A 19,979-nucleotide genomic window follows, 5' to 3' on the forward strand; every position below is an offset into this window, starting at 1 on the left:
AAAAAGCTCCGATCATCTCTAGCGAGTGATCGGAGCTTTTCATATATAGCCTTCTCTATCAGCTTATTCTACCTGACTCACACGCATCATGTTGGTGTGGCCTTTCCAGTGCATTGGCATACTAGCTGTATTTACAAAGACATCACCTTTTTGGAGATATCCATCATTCACCAATACAGTTTCTATGTGTTGTAGTGTTTCATCTATGCCTTCGGTCTTGTCATAGTAAAACCCTGTTACACCCCACAAAAGGTTAAGCTGCCTCAGCAAGTGCTTTTGATTGGTGAAAATAAAGATATAAGACTTAGGACGATGCTTTGACAATCTATATGCCGTATATCCAGATTTGGTCATACCGACCAGTGCCTGAGCACCTACCTGGTCACTCATTCTACAAGCCGAGCGAACAAGCAAATCATTCAATCGTGTAGAAGAAGATTCTTTTTCGTCGTGATACTTAGAGTATATAGAATTGGCCTCCGACTCTATCGCCACGATTGTTTTTGCCATTTGCTGTACAGCCTGCACCGGAAACTTACCTGAAGCAGATTCTGCAGACAACATCAATGCATCAGCACCATCAAAAACGGCATTGGCCACATCATTGGTTTCTGCACGTGTAGGACGCGGGTTTTCTATCATGCTCTCCATCATCTGAGTAGCAATAATCACCGGCTTACCTGCTTCATTACATTTCTTCACCATTCGCTTTTGCAGCAAAGGCACATTTTCCGACGGTACCTCCACACCCAGGTCACCACGTGCTACCATCAGGCCGTCAGTTTGTTCTATGATCTCATCCAGATTAGTAATGGCTTCTGGTTTTTCGATCTTAGCGATCACTTTAGTATTGATACCAGCTTTTTTGATACGTTCTTTGATGTCTATAATATCACTGGCTTTACGTACAAAAGATAGGGCAACCCACTCCAGGTCAAACTGAAAAGCAAACTCCAAATCTTCTATATCCTTTTCGGTCATAGAAGGTGCTGATACATTAGAGTTAGGCAAATTGATGCCCTTGCGAGACTTTAACAATTCGCCATGCACTACTTCTGTATGCACGTTATTACCATCTACTTTGATCGTTTTCAGCTCGATGTTTCCATCGTCGATCAGTATAGTATCTCCGGGCTTCACATCATTTACGATACCCTCATATACTGTGCTCACTTTTTCGCTGGTCCCCAGCATTTCTTCAGTAGTGATGATAAGAGGCTGACCTGGCGCTATTGGCACCCCGTCATTTTCTACCTTACCCACTCTGATTTTTGGTCCCTGAAGATCTTGAAGTAGTGCCACATTAGCACCCAATTCTTCATTGAGCTCACGTACCATTTGGATAGTACTCTGGTGGTCTTCATGACTACCATGCGAAAAATTCAGTCGAAACACATTGGCTCCGGCTTTAATCAATTCGCGCAATGTCTCCTTATTTCGGCTGGCAGGCCCGATGGTGGCTACTATTTTAGTCTTCTTAAAAAGCGCTTCTTTCATACCTAAAATGTAAGTGTTGTATTTGCAGTCGATTCAAAAATATGGGCAAATATCTAACTACCTGACAGTATATCCACCCGTTTTTAAGATATTCTTTATCAGAACAGTAAATTATCTTTCATTTTCACTCGTTCCACATCGATTTGCACACAATAATCGATGACTGGTAGTTGCTTGAGATCCAAAACTAACGTTTTCGCCCAGTTTTCTTTGGTTTGATTAGTTATCTTCAGAAGATAATCGAATTGTTGCAGCTCAGAAACCAAATGTTGATTGCCCACCACATTAGAAGAAACCAGGCGGTTTTTGATAAGGCACACCTTATAATAGTCGCCTTCATCTGTCATAGACGATGCCCGTATCTGTCGATTATCGGCAAAATCAATTTTCAAATCTTCACTTTTTACAAGGTGAATATCCTCCAGCTGATTGATGTGCCAGGCCAGCTTGTACTCCCTCGCGCTGGATACTATTCCTATCAGCTCAAAATCTATTGGATAATCAGATGTCAGCCTACTCTTCTTCATCCTCATGATTAATGTGTGGCTAAAATACCCAAAACAGCGTTTTTCGCACCATTCTTTAAGGGTTTAAATTGTTTTGATTTTAATGATCAGAATGTATTTCTTTGCACTGGATTTTTAACTAAATATTACAAAAATGTCAGAAATAGCACAAAAGGTTAAGTCAATCATCATTGACAAATTAGGTGTTGAAGAATCAGAAGTGACTACTGAGGCGAGCTTCACCAACGACTTGGGAGCTGACTCATTGGATACTGTGGAGCTGATCATGGAGTTCGAAAAAGAATTTAATATTTCTATCCCTGACGATCAAGCAGAAAACATCGCTACTGTAGGTCAGGCAATATCATATCTCGAAGAAAACGTAAAATAATTCACTTACCCATTTTAGAAATTTTATGGAGTTAAAAAGAGTCGTAGTTACGGGAATCGGTGCATTAACACCGTTAGGAAACAATAAGAATGATTATTGGGACGCACTTGCTAAGGGTGTTAGCGGTGCCGCTCCTATAACTCGATTCGATGCGGAGAAATTCCGCACCAAATTCGCCTGTGAGGTCAAAAATTTCGATCCCTTACAGTTCTTAGATCGAAAAGAGGCCCGAAAAATGGACCCCAATGCTCAGTATGGCATGGTAGCCGGTGATGAGGCTATTGTGGACTCAGGCATGGATTTGGAAAAAATCAACAAAGATAGAGTTGGTGTAATATGGGGTAGCGGCATAGGTGGTTTTACCACATTCCAGGATGAAGTGATGAACTTTGCCAATGGAGACGGCTCCCCTCGCTTCAACCCTTTCTTTGTTCCTAAAATGATCCTGGACATCACTCCAGGTCTTCTTTCTATCAAATACGGCTTCAGAGGTCCTAACTTCGCAACCGTATCTGCTTGTGCATCCTCTAACAATGCCCTTACCGACGCACTTAACTACATCCGGCTAGGAAAAGCCAATGTAATCCTTACGGGTGGTTCTGAAGCGGCAGTAAACGAAAGTGGTATCGGAGGATTCAATGCAATGAAAGCACTCTCTGAGCGAAACGACTCACCTGAAACAGCATCCAGACCTTATGACAAAGACAGAGATGGATTTGTACTGGGAGAAGGTGCCGGTGCGCTCGTTTTAGAAGAGCTCGAGCATGCAAAAGCTCGTGGAGCTAAAATTTACGCTGAAGTACTGGGAGCCGGTATGTCTGCAGATGCTCATCATATCACAGCACCTCACCCTGAGGGTGACGGTATCGTACTGGTGATGAACGAAGCACTGTCTGACGCCAACATAGACCCTACAGCTGTAGACTATGTAAACACTCATGGTACCTCTACACCACTGGGCGATTCTGGTGAGGTAAAAGCCATCCAAAAAGTATTCGGAGATCACGCATACAATATCAACATCAGCAGTACCAAGTCCATGACCGGACACCTATTGGGAGCTGCAGGTGCCGTGGAAAGTATCGCATCATTGATGGCACTGGAGCGAGGAATCATCCCTCCTACCATCAACCACTTTACTGATGATCCGGATATCGATCCGAAACTCAACCTTACATTTAATGAAGCACAAAAACGCGAAGTAAATGTAGTGATGAGCAATACATTTGGTTTTGGTGGTCACAACACTTCTATTGTTTTTGGTAAATACAACGGGTAGTGCCCTCGGTCTTTAGGAAGTCTCACGGCTATCTTCGTTACCTCTTTTCTTCCGAGGAAAAAGACCTGTATAAAAAGTTTAAAATCATTACTGGTCGCAGGCCCAACAACATCAAGTTGTACGAACGGGCCACGCGACACGTAAGTGCTGCCGAAATAAACGAAAAAGGCCTCAAGGACTCCTACGAACGATTGGAGTACCTTGGTGACGCCATTTTGGGTATGATAGTAGCAGAAATGCTCTATAAGCGCTTCCCATTCAAGGAGGAAGGCTTCCTCACCGAACTGAGGTCTAAAATCGTCAATAGAGAATCGCTCAACAACCTTTCGAAAAAAATAGGCCTCAAAGGACTTGTGAAGTATCATAAGCACGGCGGTGCTGGAATTTCTCACAAGTCAGTCTATGGTGATTCACTCGAAGCCCTGATCGGTGCTTTATACCTGGACCAGGGCTTTAGATACAGCAAAAAATTTATCCAGCATCGACTGATAGGCCCTCACTTCGATTTTGAAGAGCTGGCCAAAACCACTACCAACTACAAGAGTAAAATCATCGAATGGGCACAAAAAGAAAACAAAGCCATTCGGTTTGAGATTATCCAATCCAATGAAGATGCCAGAGACAAGCAGTTTATCTCTCAGGTGTTCATTGATGACGAAGCCCTCGAAAAAGGCTTTGGCTTTAGTAAAAAGAAAGCAGAACAAGACGCTGCACAAAAATCACTGGAGCAGCTAAACCTCGAATAAGGTGGCAAACAAAAAAATAAAAGTAGGCGGTGCATGTCTCAACCAGATTCCAATAAACTGGGAAAACAACCTGCAAAACATCCGATCTGCTATAGCCCAGGCACGTGACGAACAAATAAAAATCCTCTGTCTACCCGAACTTTGCATCACTGGTTATGGCTGTGAGGACCTTTTTTTAAGTGAATGGCTTCCTCAGAAAGCGCTAGACAAGCTTCTCACCCTACTTCCGGACTGCTCGGACATTGCCGTAGCGGTGGGAATACCTTTTCTATATGAAGGCCATGTATATAACACCACGGCATTTATAGCTCAGGGCGAAATCAAAGGCATCTATGCCAAACAAAAACTGGCCAATGATGGCGTACACTACGAACCCAGATGGTTTACTCCCTGGCCAGCAGGCAAAGTAGTTAATGTAAGTGTAGGTGAGCAGCAAATCCCATTTGGACATATTACGATCACCCATGAAGGGTTGAAAATCGGTTTTGAGATCTGTGAAGATGCCTGGAGAGAAGATCGGCCAGGGGTCCACCCGATCAATCACGGTGCAGACCTGATCCTCAACCCATCTGCGAGCCATTTTGCATTTGGCAAAGCCAACTACCGCGAAAACCTAGTTATTCGTAGCTCAGACCTCCTCAAGTGTACCTATGTATATGCCAATTTATTAGGCAATGAGTCTGGCAGAATGATCTATGACGGAGATATTTTAATTGCTCAAAATGGCGAGTTGAAAGCCAAAAATGCACGCCTGTCATTCAAAGACTTTAAAACACTTGGTTGCGAGATAGATTTTGAGGATGGCGCGAACAGTGATACGGACATTCGCCCAGACGTAGATGGTGCCACTGAAGAGTTTGGCCAGGCCGCCTCTCTGGCCTTGTTTGATTATTTGCGCAAAAGCCGGGCTAAAGGATTTGTGCTTTCGTTAAGCGGTGGTGCTGACTCCAGTAGTATAGCCACACTAGTAGCACTTGCAGTAAAAAACGGCCTTAAAGAATTGGGCTTTGACGAATTTAACCGCAAACTTCACGGCCAGCTGCATCAGGCAGATGACTGGAAAGGTCTGGTAGGACAGCTGCTATATACCGCCTACCAGGGCACAAAAAACTCCTCTGAGGACACACTCAACTCAGCAAAGACATTAGCAGAAAGTATTGGCGCGCAGTTTTATCACTGGACCATAGACCGGGAAGTAGCAGCCTATACTGAGTCTATAGAAGAGGTACTGCAACGCAAGCTTACCTGGCAACAAGACGACATTGCACTCCAAAACATACAAGCCCGGGCCAGATCTCCGATCATCTGGATGCTGGCCAACATCCAGGGCTGCCTCCTGCTGTCTACCTCAAACCGCAGCGAGGGTGACGTAGGCTACGCTACCATGGATGGTGATACCAGCGGCAGCATCTCTCCCATTGCTGCAGTGGATAAGCAGTTTGTACTCAGCTGGCTAAAATTTGCCGAAGCCCAGCTAGGCTTTGATGGCCTGGCCAAAGTCAACAGCCTCGCCCCCACTGCCGAGCTAAGACCGCAGGATCAGCACCAAACAGATGAAATCGACCTGATGCCCTACGCAGTGCTGGTAGACATTGAAACCAAAGCCATCAGAGATCGAAAATCTCCCGTGGAGGTGTACAATAGGCTCAAAGGAAAATGGCCGGATCATGTACTCCTCAAGCAGTGGATTCATAAGTTTTTTAGAATGTGGTCCATCAATCAATGGAAAAGGGAACGAATTGCGCCTAGTTTTCATTTAGATGATTTCAATGTGGACCCTCGCACATGGTGTCGATTTCCGATACTTTCGAGTGGGTTTAAAGAAGAACTAGACGAGCTCGATAAACTTAAATAGACGCAGTTTCCCGGGCTATGGCACCGGATCATACCCACTACCACCCCAGGGATGGCATTTGGCAATGCGACGAATGGCCAGCCAGGTACCTTTAAAGACGCCATGTTTCATAATGGCATCTTTGGCATAGTGTGAACAGGTAGGCGTAAACCTGCAAGTGCTGGGAAACAATGGTGATATGCTGTACTGATAAAACAGTACCGGAAGAATAAAAAGCTTGCGGATTACGTTTTTCACTCATCAAAAGTACCCAGCAAATTTGGCACGAACAATTATATTCGCTCTGTTTGCAAGTTAGCTTACAGTATGCACCGTCTGAATACCGATATCTAAAAACCCGAACAACGACAGAAGTGAATAAAACTGGCATAAGACTTACCTTATTGGTATTATTTTCCTGGGCATGCTTTGCCATGACAGCTTCTGCGCAAAAGCACAAGGCTGACACCTCTCAAGCCGTGGCTGATGCTTATATCACCATCAATAAGATCTACATACTTGGGAATGACAAAACCAAGCGATACATCATTACACGAGAGTTAGGTTTCAAAGAAGGTGACCAGATCGCGCTGACGAACCTGGATGAGGTAATGACCCGCTCGCGAAACAACGTTTACAATACCAATCTTTTCTCCACGGTAGAGTTTGAACAATTGGAAATCAGTGATACCGAAATAGATGTGCTGATCAAATTAGAAGAACGCTGGTACGTTTGGCCTTCATTTATTTTAAAACCCATAGACCGAAACTTTATCGACTGGTGGAAAAACCGTGATAAAGACTTTAGCAGGGTTCGCTTTGGCCCAAAGCTGGATATCTACAATGTGAGAGGCCGCAAAGAAAGCTTGCGTTTTATCGGTTTTTTTGGGTTCGACAGACGTTTTATTTTTCAATATTCATTTCCATACATAGACAAAAACCAAAAACATGGACTCACACTGGGTGCCAGCTCAGTGATCAACAAAAAAATGCCCTATGAGACGGTAAACCATGTTAACAATTTTATTACCGATACCTCAGAGTTTGTAGATCAGGTCAATCGTGAAGCCTATTCTGGATATCTTATTTATAAATTTCGCCCGTCATTTTACGACTATCATTACCTGACGCTACAAGGATACACCATGACCATTTCTGATGACATTGCTAACCTCAACCCCAACTATTTCGGAGATGGGGCCACTCATCAGGCAGCTTTTGGTCTGTCATACTCCTACGTAAGAGACCGCCGAGACAATAGAAACTACCCTCTGGATGGCTACCGGATCTTCGGAGAAATGGAAAAATTGGGACTAGGCATATTCGGAGATGTAGACATCTGGAGAGCCACAGCTTTTTACCAGCACTATATTGACTTTCAAAACAAATGGTACCTCAGCACTAGTTTTGGAGGTCAGATCACCTCTCCAGACGCTGCGTATTTCAACTATACAGAGTTTGGCGAAGGTACCTATTACGTGAGAGGCTTTGAGCAGTTTCTGGTAGAAGGGCCGCATAACGTACTTTCCAAAAACTCATTAAAACGTGAGATCTTTAAAACCGACATTAACCTGGGCAGGTTTATGCCCATCAAGAAGTTTAAAAAACTACCGTTTGCTGTTTATGCCAAAACCTTTGTGGATGTGGGTTATGTAAACAATTATCCAAACTACGAGCAAAACGCTCGGCTTACCAACAAACCATTGTACAGTGCTGGCATAGGTTTGGACATAGTCATGCTGTATGACATCACGCTGAGGCTGGAGTATTCCTACAATTCGGAGGGACAGTTTCGCTTTGCGCCCAATTTTATGGCTGAGCTCTAATCAAAGTACTTCCACTTTTTACGTTTCCCGTTTTTCTTAAAGTAGTACCACTGTCCTGAGCGCTCACCCTGCCGAAAAGCCCCCAGGTAAGTGAGCCTCCCATCTTCGTTATAGTACATCCACTCCCCGCTTTGCAAACCATGGGTATACATTCCCTCCTGCATGACCTTACCATTGGAATGATAACTCAACCAAAGCCCATGAGGTACTCCCCCTTGATAGTTGCCTTCCTGCCGCAGCGTGCCATCTTCGTAGTAAAACACCCAATAGCCTTCATACAGCCCTTCATTGTAGCTGCCCTTGCGCTCCAATTGCCCGTTTGGATGATAGTAATAAGCCGAATCCTCTGGACCATACACTTCCCAGCGCTCGTAAGCTTTTAGCTGACCATTGGCATGATAATATTTCTGTTTCCCCAGTAAACTTCCGTTGACATAATTGAGCGCTGCATTTAACTGCGCATTAGGGTAGTAATACAGCCAGGTTCCATCCTTCTTTCCAGAAGCAAACTCTCCTATGGCCTTGACCTCTCCGGAGGCATATGTGAGTGTATCCTGAGCATAAAGAACAGGCATCAAAAACATAAATATTCCGGCTATTAACAGCTTTTTCATATACGACCTTAAGTTACACCTATTGGTTTAATTCACCGAAAACACTACTTTGCAGTATGCGAGTCACCTGCCTTATTCTCTGCATACTGCCATTACTCTCTACAGCTCAGCTGCGCAATTATACCATTGGTGCACGTCATCAGGCACTAGGAGGCACCTCTGTAACCCTGGCTGACCCGTGGGCAGCATTTAACAACCCCGGAGCCCTGGGATCTTATGACCAGTCCACAGCAATTGCCGGCTTTCAAAACCGCTACAACATCAGTAACCTCATGACCATAGCTGGAGGAGCAACCTATAGTCACCCGTGGTTTACACTTGCTGCAAAGTATTACAAGTTTGGAGACAAATACTACAGCGAACAAATGATGGGACTTACCATCGCCAACAGACTGCAGATGGTCAGCTTCGGTGGTGGCATTTCACTCCTCCAAACCCGTGCCGAGGGGCTTCAGCCTCATCGCAAACTGGCTTTGGAGCTAGGCGGCACCGCAGAAATCACTCCCCAAATACTACTGGGCGTTCATCTATTTAACCTGAAGCATGGCTCCATCTACCCCACTACTATGAAAGCAGGATTTTCTTTTCGCCCTCAGGAGCAAATCATGCTCAACACCGAAATAGAAAAACAGCTAAACACACGTGAACGGATCAAAACCGGCATGGAATACCAGGTAATAGAATTTCTGGCAATTCGAACTGGTATCATGATCCAAAACCACAAACACTCCAAAACTCAGATTACTCCAGCGTTTGGTTTTGGAGTTACCCCGGGAAAATTAACTGTGGATTATGCATTTAGTGCCCACACACTGGGTGCAGTGCACGAGCTCTCGGTAGGACTAACACTCAAAGAGCCATGAAAAAGGTTCTGCTTACTGGTATATGGCTAGTGTGCTCCATTTGGGTAGATGCACAGGATGGATTCGACCTGGAAGCTTTTGCTGAGCACCGGTTCCAAATTCAAGAAGAGGATATAGGGTATGAAGACCTATATGAATCACTGCTGCTTTATCATACCAATCCACTAAATCTCAACACTGCCACCGAAGAAGAAATAGGCTCCCTCTATATACTCAGTCCTGCTCAACTGCGGGAGTTTTCGGCTTATAGAGCAAAACAGGACAAATTGATTTCCATTTACGAATTGCAGGCCATTCCCCTCTTCGACATCCAGACAATAAAAGAGTTGCTGCCTTTTGTCTCGGTAAATGAAACGGTAGATACACGCCCTCTGCTAGAGCGAATTGCCAACGAACCGAACAACTACTTACTCCTCCGCTATACCCGGCAACTGCAGCAGTCTGCGGGATACAAACGCACAGACGGGAGTGGATTTTTGGGAGATCCCAACACCCTCTATGGACGCTTTAGAGTAAGTCATGCACAGGATTTTAGCCTGGGGTTTACCTTCGAAAAGGATGCCGGAGAGCAATTATCCCTAAACCCGGGCCGAAATCAATATGGCATGGATTACTATTCAGGGCATGTATTTCTCCAAAACAAAGGCAAGCTCAAAGCCCTGGCACTGGGGGATTTTCAACTGCAGTTTGGCCAGGGGCTGGTTTTTGGTGCTGGCTTCAGTGCTGGTAAGGGAGCTAACCCTATCGCCACTATCAAAAGAAACACCACTGGCGTAAAACCCTATGCTTCGGTTTTAGAATCAGGCTTTTTTCGTGGAGGTGCTGCCACAGTGTCTCTAGGAAATCTGGACATCACTGTATTTGGCTCCTACCTCCAGCAGGATGCCAACTTGCTACGAGACACCACCTATTCGGATTTTGAACTCTTTGTAAATAGCGTACAGGCTACCGGGCTTCATCGCACACCAAACGAACTAGCAGCGAAGAACTCTACAAATGAAATTGCTCTGGGCACTGCCGCTCACCTCGAGATCAGTCCCCGGTTTTCTGTGGGAGCCACTTCACTGTACTCTTTGTTTAGCAACCCTATCCAAAAGCGCCCTACCAATTACAATCAATTTGAATTTGTAGGAAAGAAAAACATCATCCAAAGTATCTATACAAACTACAACTGGCAAAACTTTATGTTCTTTGGAGAAGCTGCACGCTCTAGGTCTGGCGGGATAGGATATGTAGCTGGCTTGCTGGCTTCTCTCACTCCTCAACTTGACCTGAGCTGGTCGCTGAGAAACTACGACAAAAACTTTCATTCCTTTTATGGAAATGCCTTTGGCGAAAGCTCTAGAAATATCAATGAGAAAGGAGTTTACTGGGGACTTGCCTACAAGCCTTCTAGAAAATGGCAACTAGCCCTGTACTTTGACAAATTTCGGTTTCCATGGCTCAGGTACCGTACCGATGCTCCGTCTGAGGGATTTGAATACCTGGCAAGACTTACCTACAAGCCAAAAAAAATGATCAGTCTTTATGCTCAATTTCGCCAAGAAAATAAGGAACGGTCGATCTCTGAAGGTAACCTCTCCGTTCTCACCGAAACCATAAAAAGAACCTACTTGATTAACCTGGACTATGCACTTGCAAGAAGTATTAGCTTCAAAACGCGTATACAAGCTTCAGACTTCCAGTTATCAGGCCAGAAATCACACGGCTTGGCACTTGTGCAAGACATCAACCTTAAAATAAAAGATCTGAAGCTCAGCGGGCGTTTTGCAGTCTTTGACACGGATGACTTTGAAAACAGGCAATATATGTACGAACGAGATGTCCTCTATGCATTCTCCATTCCTGCTTATCAAGGTGTAGGCTCACGTAGCTACCTACTCGCTCAATACCGCTTTTCATCACAGCTGACTATTTGGGCCAGGTATGCTCAGTTTCATTTTGCAAACTTAGATGAGTTCGGCTCAGGACTATCTAAAGTCAATGGCAACCTGAAATCTGAAATAAAACTGATGGCTCGATACAAGTTCAATTGATCAAAACAGGTCAACGAGAATTCGCCTCACTTAATCGGGTAAATTCTGGCTTTACTCGACTAGCCCGTCTGAAATTGAAACAATCTTCCCAATTTTATGGTAGTGAAGTTGGAATAGTCCTATGATTTAAGGGTATTTTCTTATTTACAAACCAAACAATGAAAGCGCTCAGTTACTTTTACACCTTTTTTTTAGCAATAACTATTTATGCCCAAACTGGGCCTGGAGGTGTTGGCAACGATACAAATGTACGTTTTTGGTACAGAGCCAATTCCATCAATCAGGCGAATAGCACCTCAGTTAGCTCATGGTCAAATGATGGTGGCAACACTAAAAACGCTGAGCAATCTACTGGATCCGAACAACCTACTTTCCTAACCAATCAGATTAATGGGTTTCCCGCACTGTCTTTTGATGGCACCAACGATAATCTGGGCATAGCCAATGATTCAGACCTAAACAATGGAGGACCCTGGGCTACCCGAACGTTTTACATGGTCATACGCACAGGAGCAAATGTGACCAACCGACAAATGATTTTCGAAGAAGGTGGTGGCACCCGTGGATTGAACATTTACATATTTAATGGCAACCTCTATTTTGGCGCGTGGAATGAAGCCAATGACGGAGCCGGTTCGCCATGGGGGTTTTCGAGCATCAGTACAGCAATCAGCACCAATACAACTTACATCCTAACCTACGTAATGGATGGCAATAATACCTCGACAGGTACCATTACTGGCTATCTCGATGGCACACAGTTTGGCACTATCAACAACGTGGGACTGCTCTACAATCATAACTCTACTTATATAGGTGGCAAAGTAAATTCCTCCAGATATGAAACAGGTTCGAGCAGTGGTAGCGGAGATTATTTCAGTGGCCTTATCGCCGAATGGATCATCCAAAATGATGTCCCCAATTTCACAGAACGAGTAGCTACAGAAAATTACCTGGCTGCCAAATATGGACTAAGTATCGCCAATGATTATTATACAATGGATAATGTAGCCAATGGTAATTATGACTATGAGGTAGCAGGATTGGGGCAATTTTCGGCAGGCGACAACCACACTGATTCACAAGGAAGCTCAATTTTCAGATTTTCTAATCCAGGCGGATTGGGCAACTTTGAGTATTTCGGATGGGGACACGACAATGGTGACGATAGTTTTACAAGCAATACTTCAGATATCCCATCTGCAGAAGGCATTGGTGGCAGAATGGACCGTCTATGGAGACCAACAATGGGTGGAACCATCAACTCTTTCGATCTGACAGTGAGCATTTCCAATTCCTCATGTGTCACCACAGCAGACAATTTGTTTTTACTCGTAGATCTAGATAATGATGGCACATTCGCCGATGAAACGGTATCTGGTGGAGGTGTCATTCAACTAACGGATATCGGGGGTGGTGACTATCAAATCACCAACCTGACAATAATGGCCAATGGTAGACGCTTTACAATAGGCATAGATGGTAAAGCCCCTACTTCTTTTGTGACTGTCCCAGGTCCTGGTGGAGTTGGTGACGATTCTATCAACCGATTTTGGTTTGACGTGGAAGACCTCAGCCAGACTGACAACACTACAGTACAAACATGGACAAACAAAGGAGGCACTGCCGAAAACTTCTTTCAAAACACTGTAAGCGCTCGTCCTCTTTATCGCGAAAACCAACAAAATGGGGTAGCACAATTAGTCTTCGATGGTATAAATGACTTTTATACCATGAATAACAACAATGACCTAAATCTGGGAGGCCCAGCTTATAAAAGGTCTTTTGTTGTACAATTTACAACAGGCGTGGATGTAATTACCCGTCAGGTTATTTTCGAAGAAGGTGGTGCCAGCAGAGGCCTCAACATATACATTTTTAATGGTGAACTGTACATTGGTGGATGGAACCTAAACGATGATGGTGCTGACGCTCCATGGGGATTTGTGAGTACCGCCACTACTGTTTCAGCAAATACCGACTACATTGTCACTTACATTTTTGATGGAAATAGCTGTCTGGACGGCACAATCACCATGTACCTTAATGGAGCACAGATAGGACAAATACCTGCTATCGGAGGATTGTATGAGCATACTGGAGATATTGGCCTGGGTGCGAAATATAACGACACTTACTACGAAAATGGCGGAAGTAATAATGACGGAGACTATTTTTCAGGTGCTATAGGAGAATTCATCGCGTACAATGTAGCCCTAAACAACCCACAGCGGATATTGATTGAAAACTACTTATCTTCAAAGTTTGACATTGCACTATCTACCAACGACTTCTACGACGAAGATGGTGCCGGGCAGGGCGACTATGACTTTGATGTGGCAGGGATAGGAAGAGAAAATGCCCTGGCTTATGAAAATGATGGACAGGGAGAAGGTATTTTGCGCATGCGTAACCCATCTGATCTCGGTGATGACGAATACCTGATCTGGGGACACAACAATGCTCTACTTGAGGCTGGTAACGAAAGTGATGTACCTGCTGGCGTGGAAGGTCGATTACATCGGGTATGGAGAATGAGCGAAACCAACTCCTCAGGAAGCGCAGTAGACGTGGGAAGTGTAGATATCCGATGGGACCTTAGCGCATTTCCAAGCACCAATGCCAGCGATTTGGCATTACTCATCGACACAGACAATGATGGCACATTCGCTGACGAGACTGCTATATTCGGCGCTACGGACCTGGGTGGCGGAGTATTTGAGTTTGCAGGTGTTACTGGCGTAGTGGATGGGCGCAGAATGACGCTAGGCTCAGCTGACCTTAGTCAAACCTCTTTACCGGTAGACCTGCTCAGTTTTGACGTGAAAATAAAAGCTACGAATGTTGAGATCTCCTGGAAAACGGCATCAGAGCTTAACAACGACTACTTTACTATAGAGAAATCTCGTGACGGAATCACATTCATTACGGTCGCTCAGCTGATAGGCGCTGGGACACATAACGCTCCCCTGAGCTATACCTACACCGATACCAATCCTGGTGAAGGACTCTGGTATTATCGCCTAAAGCAAACAGATTTTGATGGCACTACTGAGGTTTTCGAAATGAGAAGAGTAGAAATAGCTGGAGCGCCAGCCAAAATCATACAAGTTTTTCCGAACCCTACCTCAGACTTTGTGACCCTCAGTGGAGCAGGTGCAGAAACCTCCATTTTTGATGCAGAAGGCACCAACCTAAACAGCGAGGTGCAATCCTTAGTGAAAGGAGAGAACATTGAGTTTGATTTTAGAGGTTTGGAAAATGGGGTCTACTACATCAGAACCAACGCACAGACTCTCCGAGTAATAAAGCGCTAAAACCCTGCTCAAAAGGTTAAATCTGATTAGTTTGGCACTAAAAATCCCAACAGATGAGAATTTCCTTTTGCATTATTCTGATACTTCTGGTTTCACAATTTGGCCTGGCGCAAGATGCACTTCTACCACTTTATGAAGGAGAACCCCCCAACGCACTTCCAAATGACCTGATCGAAACCAGAGATACCAGCAATACGGTTAGAATCGGAAAGGTAATTAATCCATCCATTGAGGTGTATTTACCCGCCCAAACCTATGCTACAGGTCAGGCGGTAATCATATGCCCGGGTGGTGGCTACCGTATTCTCGCCTATACTCATGAAGGTACAGATGTAGCCAAAATGCTCAACGGACACGGCATAGCAGGTATCGTACTCAAATACCGCCTTCCAGAAGATGCGAGCAACAAAGAACCTCACAAAACACCTTTGATGGATGCACAGCAAGCCATTCGATTGGTACGCAAGCATGCCGAAAAATGGAACATCGACCCAACACAGGTAGGCATCCTGGGCTTCTCAGCCGGTGGACATTTGGCAGCCACAGCGGCCACACACTTTGATAGCACTTCTCGCCCCAGTTTTGCGGCTTTAATATATCCTGTAATATCTATGCAGGATAGTCTCACCCATAGAGGATCTCGTAGAAACCTACTGGGTGAATCGCCCTCTTCAGAACTTATTCACTACTACTCCAATGAACTGCAAGTTAGCGCTGACACACCTCCTACTTTTTTAGTGCACTCCTCAGATGACAGAGCTGTAGATGTAGGCAATAGCCTGGCCATGTACCAGGCCTTGCAGCAACAAGGCATAACTTCAAGCATGCACATATACCCATATGGTGGGCACGGCTATGGCTTGGCTGTAGACAAAGAATTACTGTCATCCTGGCCACTAGAGTTGGTGGAATGGATCAAGTGGCTCAACTGATAGGCCATTTTCCATTTTCTCATAGAAATCAACATTTCACCTTACTTTCCGCAACACCTGATTGATTACTATGAAAATTCAGCAATAAAAACTAATTAATATTGCACAGGCAAGACCGTTCATTCAAGTAAAGCGCCGTTAATGGAATATCTCCACATACCGGTCAGTAATGTATGCTGATTAAATACATTTGCCTTTTCAGCTTTTAATTACCCAATCCCCTTGAAACACCTCATCGCTATTTGCTTTGTCTTTGGTCTCAGTGCCTCACTGGCACAATCTCCCAACATAGATTCTTCCTATGAGGGAATGGACATTCACACCTTTCTAAACCAGGTACAGAAAGAACACAACCTCACGCTGGTCTATGAGTCTAACAAAATCCCGTCCATTGCCGTCAATAACTTTCAGGATAATGAGCCCGTAATTGACTATTTACGCCGTTTTTTCCAGCCCTTTGGTATTAAAGTATTGAGTCACGAAAGTGGAAGCTACCTTATTGTGGACGCAGCTACGTTCCAGGAGTTTGGCGCGAAGGACAACAACTACCTCATCTATAAGGACCAATATGTGCGGGGCACCAGTAAAAGCTATACCCTCACTGGCAAACTCTACGACAAAGCTTCAGGGGAAGCTTTGGTAGGCGTACAGGTTATCCTGCCGGAACTCGGAATAGGCACCACCAGTAATTTTGCTGGAGAATACAGCATCAATATTCCACGGGGATTTCACAGATTAGAATACCGATACGTTGGATTTGAGCCTATGATCTACATGATCAGTTTGCAAAAACACGGACGGCAGGACTTAAGCCTGAAAGAAAGTACTCTGGAACTAGAAGCCATGGTAATCACGGCACAACGTTCGGATGAGAATGTAAAAAGTGCAGTAGCAGGTACCGAAACCATGTCGATTGCTTCCATAAAATCGTTGCCCACCTTTCTGGGTGAAGTAGACCCTATTCGTAGCCTCACTGCTCTTCCAGGCGTACGCTCCAGTGAACTATCCTCAGGAATGAACGTACGAGGTGGAGAGTCTGGCCAAAATATGATTTTGCAGGATGAAGCATTGATTGTCAACCCTTCACACATGTTTGGCTATTTTTCGGCCTTTAACCCGGACCTTATTAAGGAGGTGAACCTTCATAAAGGCGGAGGGCCTGCCACTCTCGGAGGAAGAGCTTCGAGCACCTTACAGGTAGGACTTAAAAATGCCAACCAAACAAGAACGCAAGTAAGTGGCGGACTGGGCCTTACCTCCTCACGCCTTACGCTAGAACAGCCCATCATTAAAGACCACACCTCTATCATCGCTGGAGCACGTATAGCCTACCCCAATTGGCTCATACGCCAATCACAAAACAAATCCGTGCGCGATAATCAGGCAAACTTCCACGATTTCACGATGAAAGTTCATAGTAAAATCAACAATAAAAACCTGATCGACTTTACAACATACTATAGCTATGATGACTTTCTCTTTTCTGAAGACAGTGTATACAACCAATGGTCCACACTAAATTTTTCATTGCTTTGGAACCATCAACTAAGTGACCGACACACCTTAGGCGTATCCTTAGCCAAAGCAGACTACAATAGTGAAGTCATTGGCAATAACTATACAGGAAGGTTTGCTTCGAAATCCGGAGTGGACAATATGAGACTCAAGGCAGCTGTATCAGAAGACTACAACCACCTGGCCATCTCTTACGGAATAGAAAGCAACTGGTACAGCCTCAAAACCGGAGATCTCACACCTCTGGACGAACGTACCGATTCTCCGGTAAAATCTACCCCTCATAAAGGCATTGAAAATGCTTTGTTCTTGCAAGGGGACTGGGATATCACTCCATCATTCGCGATAGCCGCAGGCCTCCGGTGGTCATCATTTACACGTTTGGGAAGCGCAAATACCTACAAGTTTGACTTTGAAAACACGGATGGCAACTTACCTTCTATTGAAGACACTCTGAGGCACTCCTCTGGAGAAATGGTGAGTTTTCATCATGCGCTAGAACCCCGAATTTCTTTGCGCTACCTGATATCTCCGAAGACTTCAATAAAGGCCAGCTACTATCGCAGTGCACAATACATCCACCTCATTTCCAATACGGGCGCAGCTACTCCACAAGATTACTACATAGCTTCTGGTCCCAACATAGCACCCCAATTGGCTGATCAAGTCAGTGCAGGTCTGTTTCAAAACCTTCGAAATGATAGCTGGGAACTCTCAGCGGAGGTTTTTTACAAGAAAGTACAAAATGCTGTAGATTATATAGACGGTGGCGACATTACACAAAACCCATCCGTAGAACAATCGCTGCAACAGGGCACAGGTCTGGCATATGGATTAGAATCCCTTGTAAAGAAAAAATCTGGACGCTTTACTGGCTGGATCTCCTACACCCTCTCTAGAAGTAAAAAACAAATAATAGCTAAAGGAGCTTTGCCTGAAGTAAATATGGGCAGATACTACCCTTCATCCTTTGATCAACCACATGACCTCACTCTGGTGGCCAATTTCCGAAAGTCTAACAGAGTCACCTTTTCAGTAAACTTCAATTACCGAACCGGCAGACCTATCACAATCCCAACTACCACCTTTGAAAGCAATGGTGTACGCTATGTAAATGTCTACTCTGAGCGCAACGACTATCGAATACCAGACTATCACCGCTTGGATTTATCCATGAAGGTTGAAGACAAGGACATTCGTAACAAGAAAATAAAAGGCGAATGGAATTTTTCTATTTACAATGTTTACGGTAGAAAAAATGCGTTTTCGGTATACTTTGACGATCGAGGTATCTCCCGAAAGCTATACGTACTTGGCAACATCTTCCCATCCATATCTTATAACTTCAAATTTCTGTGAAAAACTTTCTATATCTCCCACTCATAGTATTGATAGCCAGCTGTCAGGAAATCATCTCCTTTGAGATAGACGAAAGCGAGGACGTAGTAGTCATAGATGGGTTTATTTCCAATAAAAGCTACCAGGACGTGATAGCCGCTAGTGGAGATGGCCGATACTTTGAAGTCACTGTACGCAGAAGTAAGCCCATAGGTGAGTTTTCCCCGATCGGTATAGACTATGCTACGGTCCACCTGGAAGCGGGAAGTGGAGCGCTGATACCCCTGGAGCATTCAGATAATGGCATCTATAAACTGTGTGACCAAACCTTCAGAGCTGTTGAGGGTGAAGCATATCGTGTAGTGGCCCATTTTGACGAGCAAACGTTCACCTCAGGGTGGCAATCGCTCCCCTCAGGTGAAAACATCATCTCACGTCCTAAAATAGATTATCAAACCCGAACAGAATACAGCTTTGCTACCGGTAAGCGAGAGATATTGGAAACGGAAATGCTCTTATATAAAACCACATTGCCTGACAATGAGTCCAGTACGCCGGACTTTTACACCTGGGATTTTCACACCAGTTGGATATACGAAGCATGGCTTGCTGGTAAAAACTCGAGTGTGAGAAGGTGCTACGTACATTCTGCATATTACATCGATGACCTCACTTTGGCTACCGTGAAATCAAAAGGTCCTGTCACAGAGATATTTGCCATTCCAGTCGACAATGCAAGACTAGATCACCAGTTTACAGTATTTGTAACCCAGAAAAAATTATCTCCCGAATTTTACGAGTACCTCGACGGACTAAAAGAACAAACCGTAAGAGGAACCATCTTCGATTCTCCCCCATACAATCTGCCCACAAATATAACCGGCGGTGAGGGCGTGCGAACGGCCGGTTTTTTCACTGTAGTCAATGAAAACCATTACCGATGGTTTACCAACCACACAGACCTGGGTTTCGCAGGTTTATGGGACTACTCTACCAGCTGCATCAACAATGCCCCTGGCCCAAGGCCAGCCGATTGCTATGACTGCAGACAACACAGAGGCTCAGGCAATGTCACCAATGCCAGACCCGCCTGGTGGAGATAACCCAAACAATCAAACTTTAATCCATTAATACTACAGAATTAAATCTTATTATAACTTATTGTTTTTCTGTACTTTATTCGATTGCAACCGGTTATTACCGGATGTATCCGAATAGATACGATTAACCTACGACTAACTGTTTCTACTGCTCACACTTTTGCATTGTCAGTTCGACACAAAGT

Annotated in this window: 15 protein-coding genes; 11 read left to right on the top strand and 4 right to left on the bottom strand. The window is 44.6% G+C overall.

Annotation, left to right across the window (positions count from 1 at the left end):
- Window positions 1-63 precede the first annotated feature (63 nt).
- A complete protein-coding gene (gene pyk, locus C7460_RS14965) occupies window positions 64-1,497 on the bottom strand; it encodes a pyruvate kinase (protein ID WP_115868926.1) in 1,434 nt (477 codons plus the stop codon).
- Window positions 1,498-1,595: 98 nt separating this feature from the next.
- Window positions 1,596-2,030: an IPExxxVDY family protein gene (locus C7460_RS14970; RefSeq protein WP_115868927.1), complete on the bottom strand. Its 435-nt coding sequence runs from the start codon at window positions 2,028-2,030 to the stop codon at window positions 1,596-1,598.
- Window positions 2,031-2,157: 127 nt separating this feature from the next.
- On the opposite strand from C7460_RS14970, the gene C7460_RS14975 reads away from it, so the two are divergent.
- The 4 genes from C7460_RS14975 to nadE are packed head-to-tail and all read left to right on the top strand — an operon-like array spanning window position 2,158 to window position 6,274.
- Window positions 2,158-2,394 carry an acyl carrier protein gene (locus C7460_RS14975; RefSeq protein ID WP_115868928.1) on the top strand — a complete coding sequence of 79 codons (237 nt, stop codon included), beginning with the start codon at window positions 2,158-2,160 and terminating at the stop codon, window positions 2,392-2,394.
- 25 nt (window positions 2,395-2,419) lie between these two features.
- Window positions 2,420-3,673, top strand: coding sequence for a beta-ketoacyl-ACP synthase II (fabF, locus tag C7460_RS14980; protein WP_115868929.1), 1,254 nt, complete (start codon window positions 2,420-2,422; stop codon window positions 3,671-3,673).
- Window positions 3,673-4,419, top strand: a complete 747-nt coding sequence (rnc, locus tag C7460_RS14985; RefSeq protein ID WP_115868930.1) for a ribonuclease III — start codon at window positions 3,673-3,675, stop codon at window positions 4,417-4,419. Before fabF ends, rnc begins: the two co-directional genes overlap by 1 nt.
- Before the next feature lies 1 nt (window position 4,420).
- Complete coding sequence (nadE, locus tag C7460_RS14990) at window positions 4,421-6,274, top strand: NAD(+) synthase (protein ID WP_115868931.1); 1,854 nt, start codon at window positions 4,421-4,423, stop codon at window positions 6,272-6,274.
- Between the two features lie 15 nt (window positions 6,275-6,289).
- Here nadE and yidD read toward each other — a convergent pair whose 3' ends face one another.
- The gene (yidD, locus tag C7460_RS14995; protein WP_115868932.1) at window positions 6,290-6,511 is read right to left on the bottom strand and encodes a membrane protein insertion efficiency factor YidD; all 222 of its coding nucleotides are present in this window, start codon (window positions 6,509-6,511) and stop codon (window positions 6,290-6,292) included.
- A 116-nt stretch (window positions 6,512-6,627) separates the two neighbouring features.
- Between yidD and C7460_RS15000 the strand changes: the two genes are divergently transcribed.
- On the top strand, window positions 6,628-8,079 hold the full coding sequence (locus tag C7460_RS15000; RefSeq protein ID WP_221409539.1) for a BamA/TamA family outer membrane protein: 1,452 nt from the start codon (window positions 6,628-6,630) through the stop codon (window positions 8,077-8,079).
- Here the strand turns inward: C7460_RS15000 and C7460_RS15005 are convergent.
- Window positions 8,076-8,693 (bottom strand): toxin-antitoxin system YwqK family antitoxin, encoded by a 618-nt coding sequence (locus C7460_RS15005; RefSeq protein WP_115868934.1) that lies wholly within the window; start codon window positions 8,691-8,693, stop codon window positions 8,076-8,078. The genes C7460_RS15000 and C7460_RS15005 overlap by 4 nt on opposite strands.
- A 56-nt stretch (window positions 8,694-8,749) precedes the next feature.
- On the opposite strand from C7460_RS15005, the gene C7460_RS15010 reads away from it, so the two are divergent.
- The 6 genes from C7460_RS15010 to C7460_RS15035 all read left to right on the top strand — a co-directional run bounded on the left by C7460_RS15010 (window position 8,750) and on the right by C7460_RS15035 (window position 19,797).
- Window positions 8,750-9,556, top strand: coding sequence for a hypothetical protein (locus tag C7460_RS15010; RefSeq protein ID WP_115868935.1), 807 nt, complete (start codon window positions 8,750-8,752; stop codon window positions 9,554-9,556).
- Window positions 9,553-11,592 (top strand): ComEA family DNA-binding protein, encoded by a 2,040-nt coding sequence (locus C7460_RS15015; RefSeq protein WP_115868936.1) that lies wholly within the window; start codon window positions 9,553-9,555, stop codon window positions 11,590-11,592. Before C7460_RS15010 ends, C7460_RS15015 begins: the two co-directional genes overlap by 4 nt.
- A 158-nt stretch (window positions 11,593-11,750) precedes the next feature.
- A complete protein-coding gene (locus C7460_RS15020) occupies window positions 11,751-14,909 on the top strand; it encodes a T9SS type A sorting domain-containing protein (protein WP_115868937.1) in 3,159 nt (1,052 codons plus the stop codon).
- Window positions 14,910-14,962: 53 nt separating this feature from the next.
- Complete coding sequence (locus C7460_RS15025; protein ID WP_115868938.1) at window positions 14,963-15,841, top strand: alpha/beta hydrolase; 879 nt, start codon at window positions 14,963-14,965, stop codon at window positions 15,839-15,841.
- Between the two features lie 222 nt (window positions 15,842-16,063).
- Window positions 16,064-18,715, top strand: a complete 2,652-nt coding sequence (locus C7460_RS15030) for a TonB-dependent receptor (RefSeq protein WP_115868939.1) — start codon at window positions 16,064-16,066, stop codon at window positions 18,713-18,715.
- Complete coding sequence (locus C7460_RS15035; protein ID WP_170148031.1) at window positions 18,712-19,797, top strand: DUF4249 domain-containing protein; 1,086 nt, start codon at window positions 18,712-18,714, stop codon at window positions 19,795-19,797. The genes C7460_RS15030 and C7460_RS15035 overlap by 4 nt, the downstream gene beginning before the upstream one ends.
- Window positions 19,798-19,979 lie beyond the last annotated feature (182 nt).

It is taken from the genome of Marinoscillum furvescens DSM 4134 (genome assembly GCF_003386095.1).
GTDB lineage: Bacteria > Bacteroidota > Bacteroidia > Cytophagales > Cyclobacteriaceae > Marinoscillum > Marinoscillum furvescens.

Excerpts from the sequence above, each read along its gene's own strand:
- pyk (WP_115868926.1), bottom strand. The coding sequence starts at position 1,497 with ATGAAAGAAGCGCTTTTTAAGAAGACTAAAATAGTAGCCACCATCGGG.
- C7460_RS14970 (WP_115868927.1), bottom strand. The coding sequence starts at position 2,030 with ATGAGGATGAAGAAGAGTAGGCTGACATCTGATTATCCAATAGATTTT.
- C7460_RS14975 (WP_115868928.1), top strand. The coding sequence starts at position 2,158 with ATGTCAGAAATAGCACAAAAGGTTAAGTCAATCATCATTGACAAATTA.
- fabF (WP_115868929.1), top strand. The coding sequence starts at position 2,420 with ATGGAGTTAAAAAGAGTCGTAGTTACGGGAATCGGTGCATTAACACCG.
- C7460_RS15005 (WP_115868934.1), bottom strand. The coding sequence starts at position 8,693 with ATGAAAAAGCTGTTAATAGCCGGAATATTTATGTTTTTGATGCCTGTT.
- C7460_RS15010 (WP_115868935.1), top strand. The coding sequence starts at position 8,750 with ATGCGAGTCACCTGCCTTATTCTCTGCATACTGCCATTACTCTCTACA.
- C7460_RS15015 (WP_115868936.1), top strand. The coding sequence starts at position 9,553 with ATGAAAAAGGTTCTGCTTACTGGTATATGGCTAGTGTGCTCCATTTGG.
- C7460_RS15020 (WP_115868937.1), top strand. The coding sequence starts at position 11,751 with ATGAAAGCGCTCAGTTACTTTTACACCTTTTTTTTAGCAATAACTATT.
- C7460_RS15025 (WP_115868938.1), top strand. The coding sequence starts at position 14,963 with ATGAGAATTTCCTTTTGCATTATTCTGATACTTCTGGTTTCACAATTT.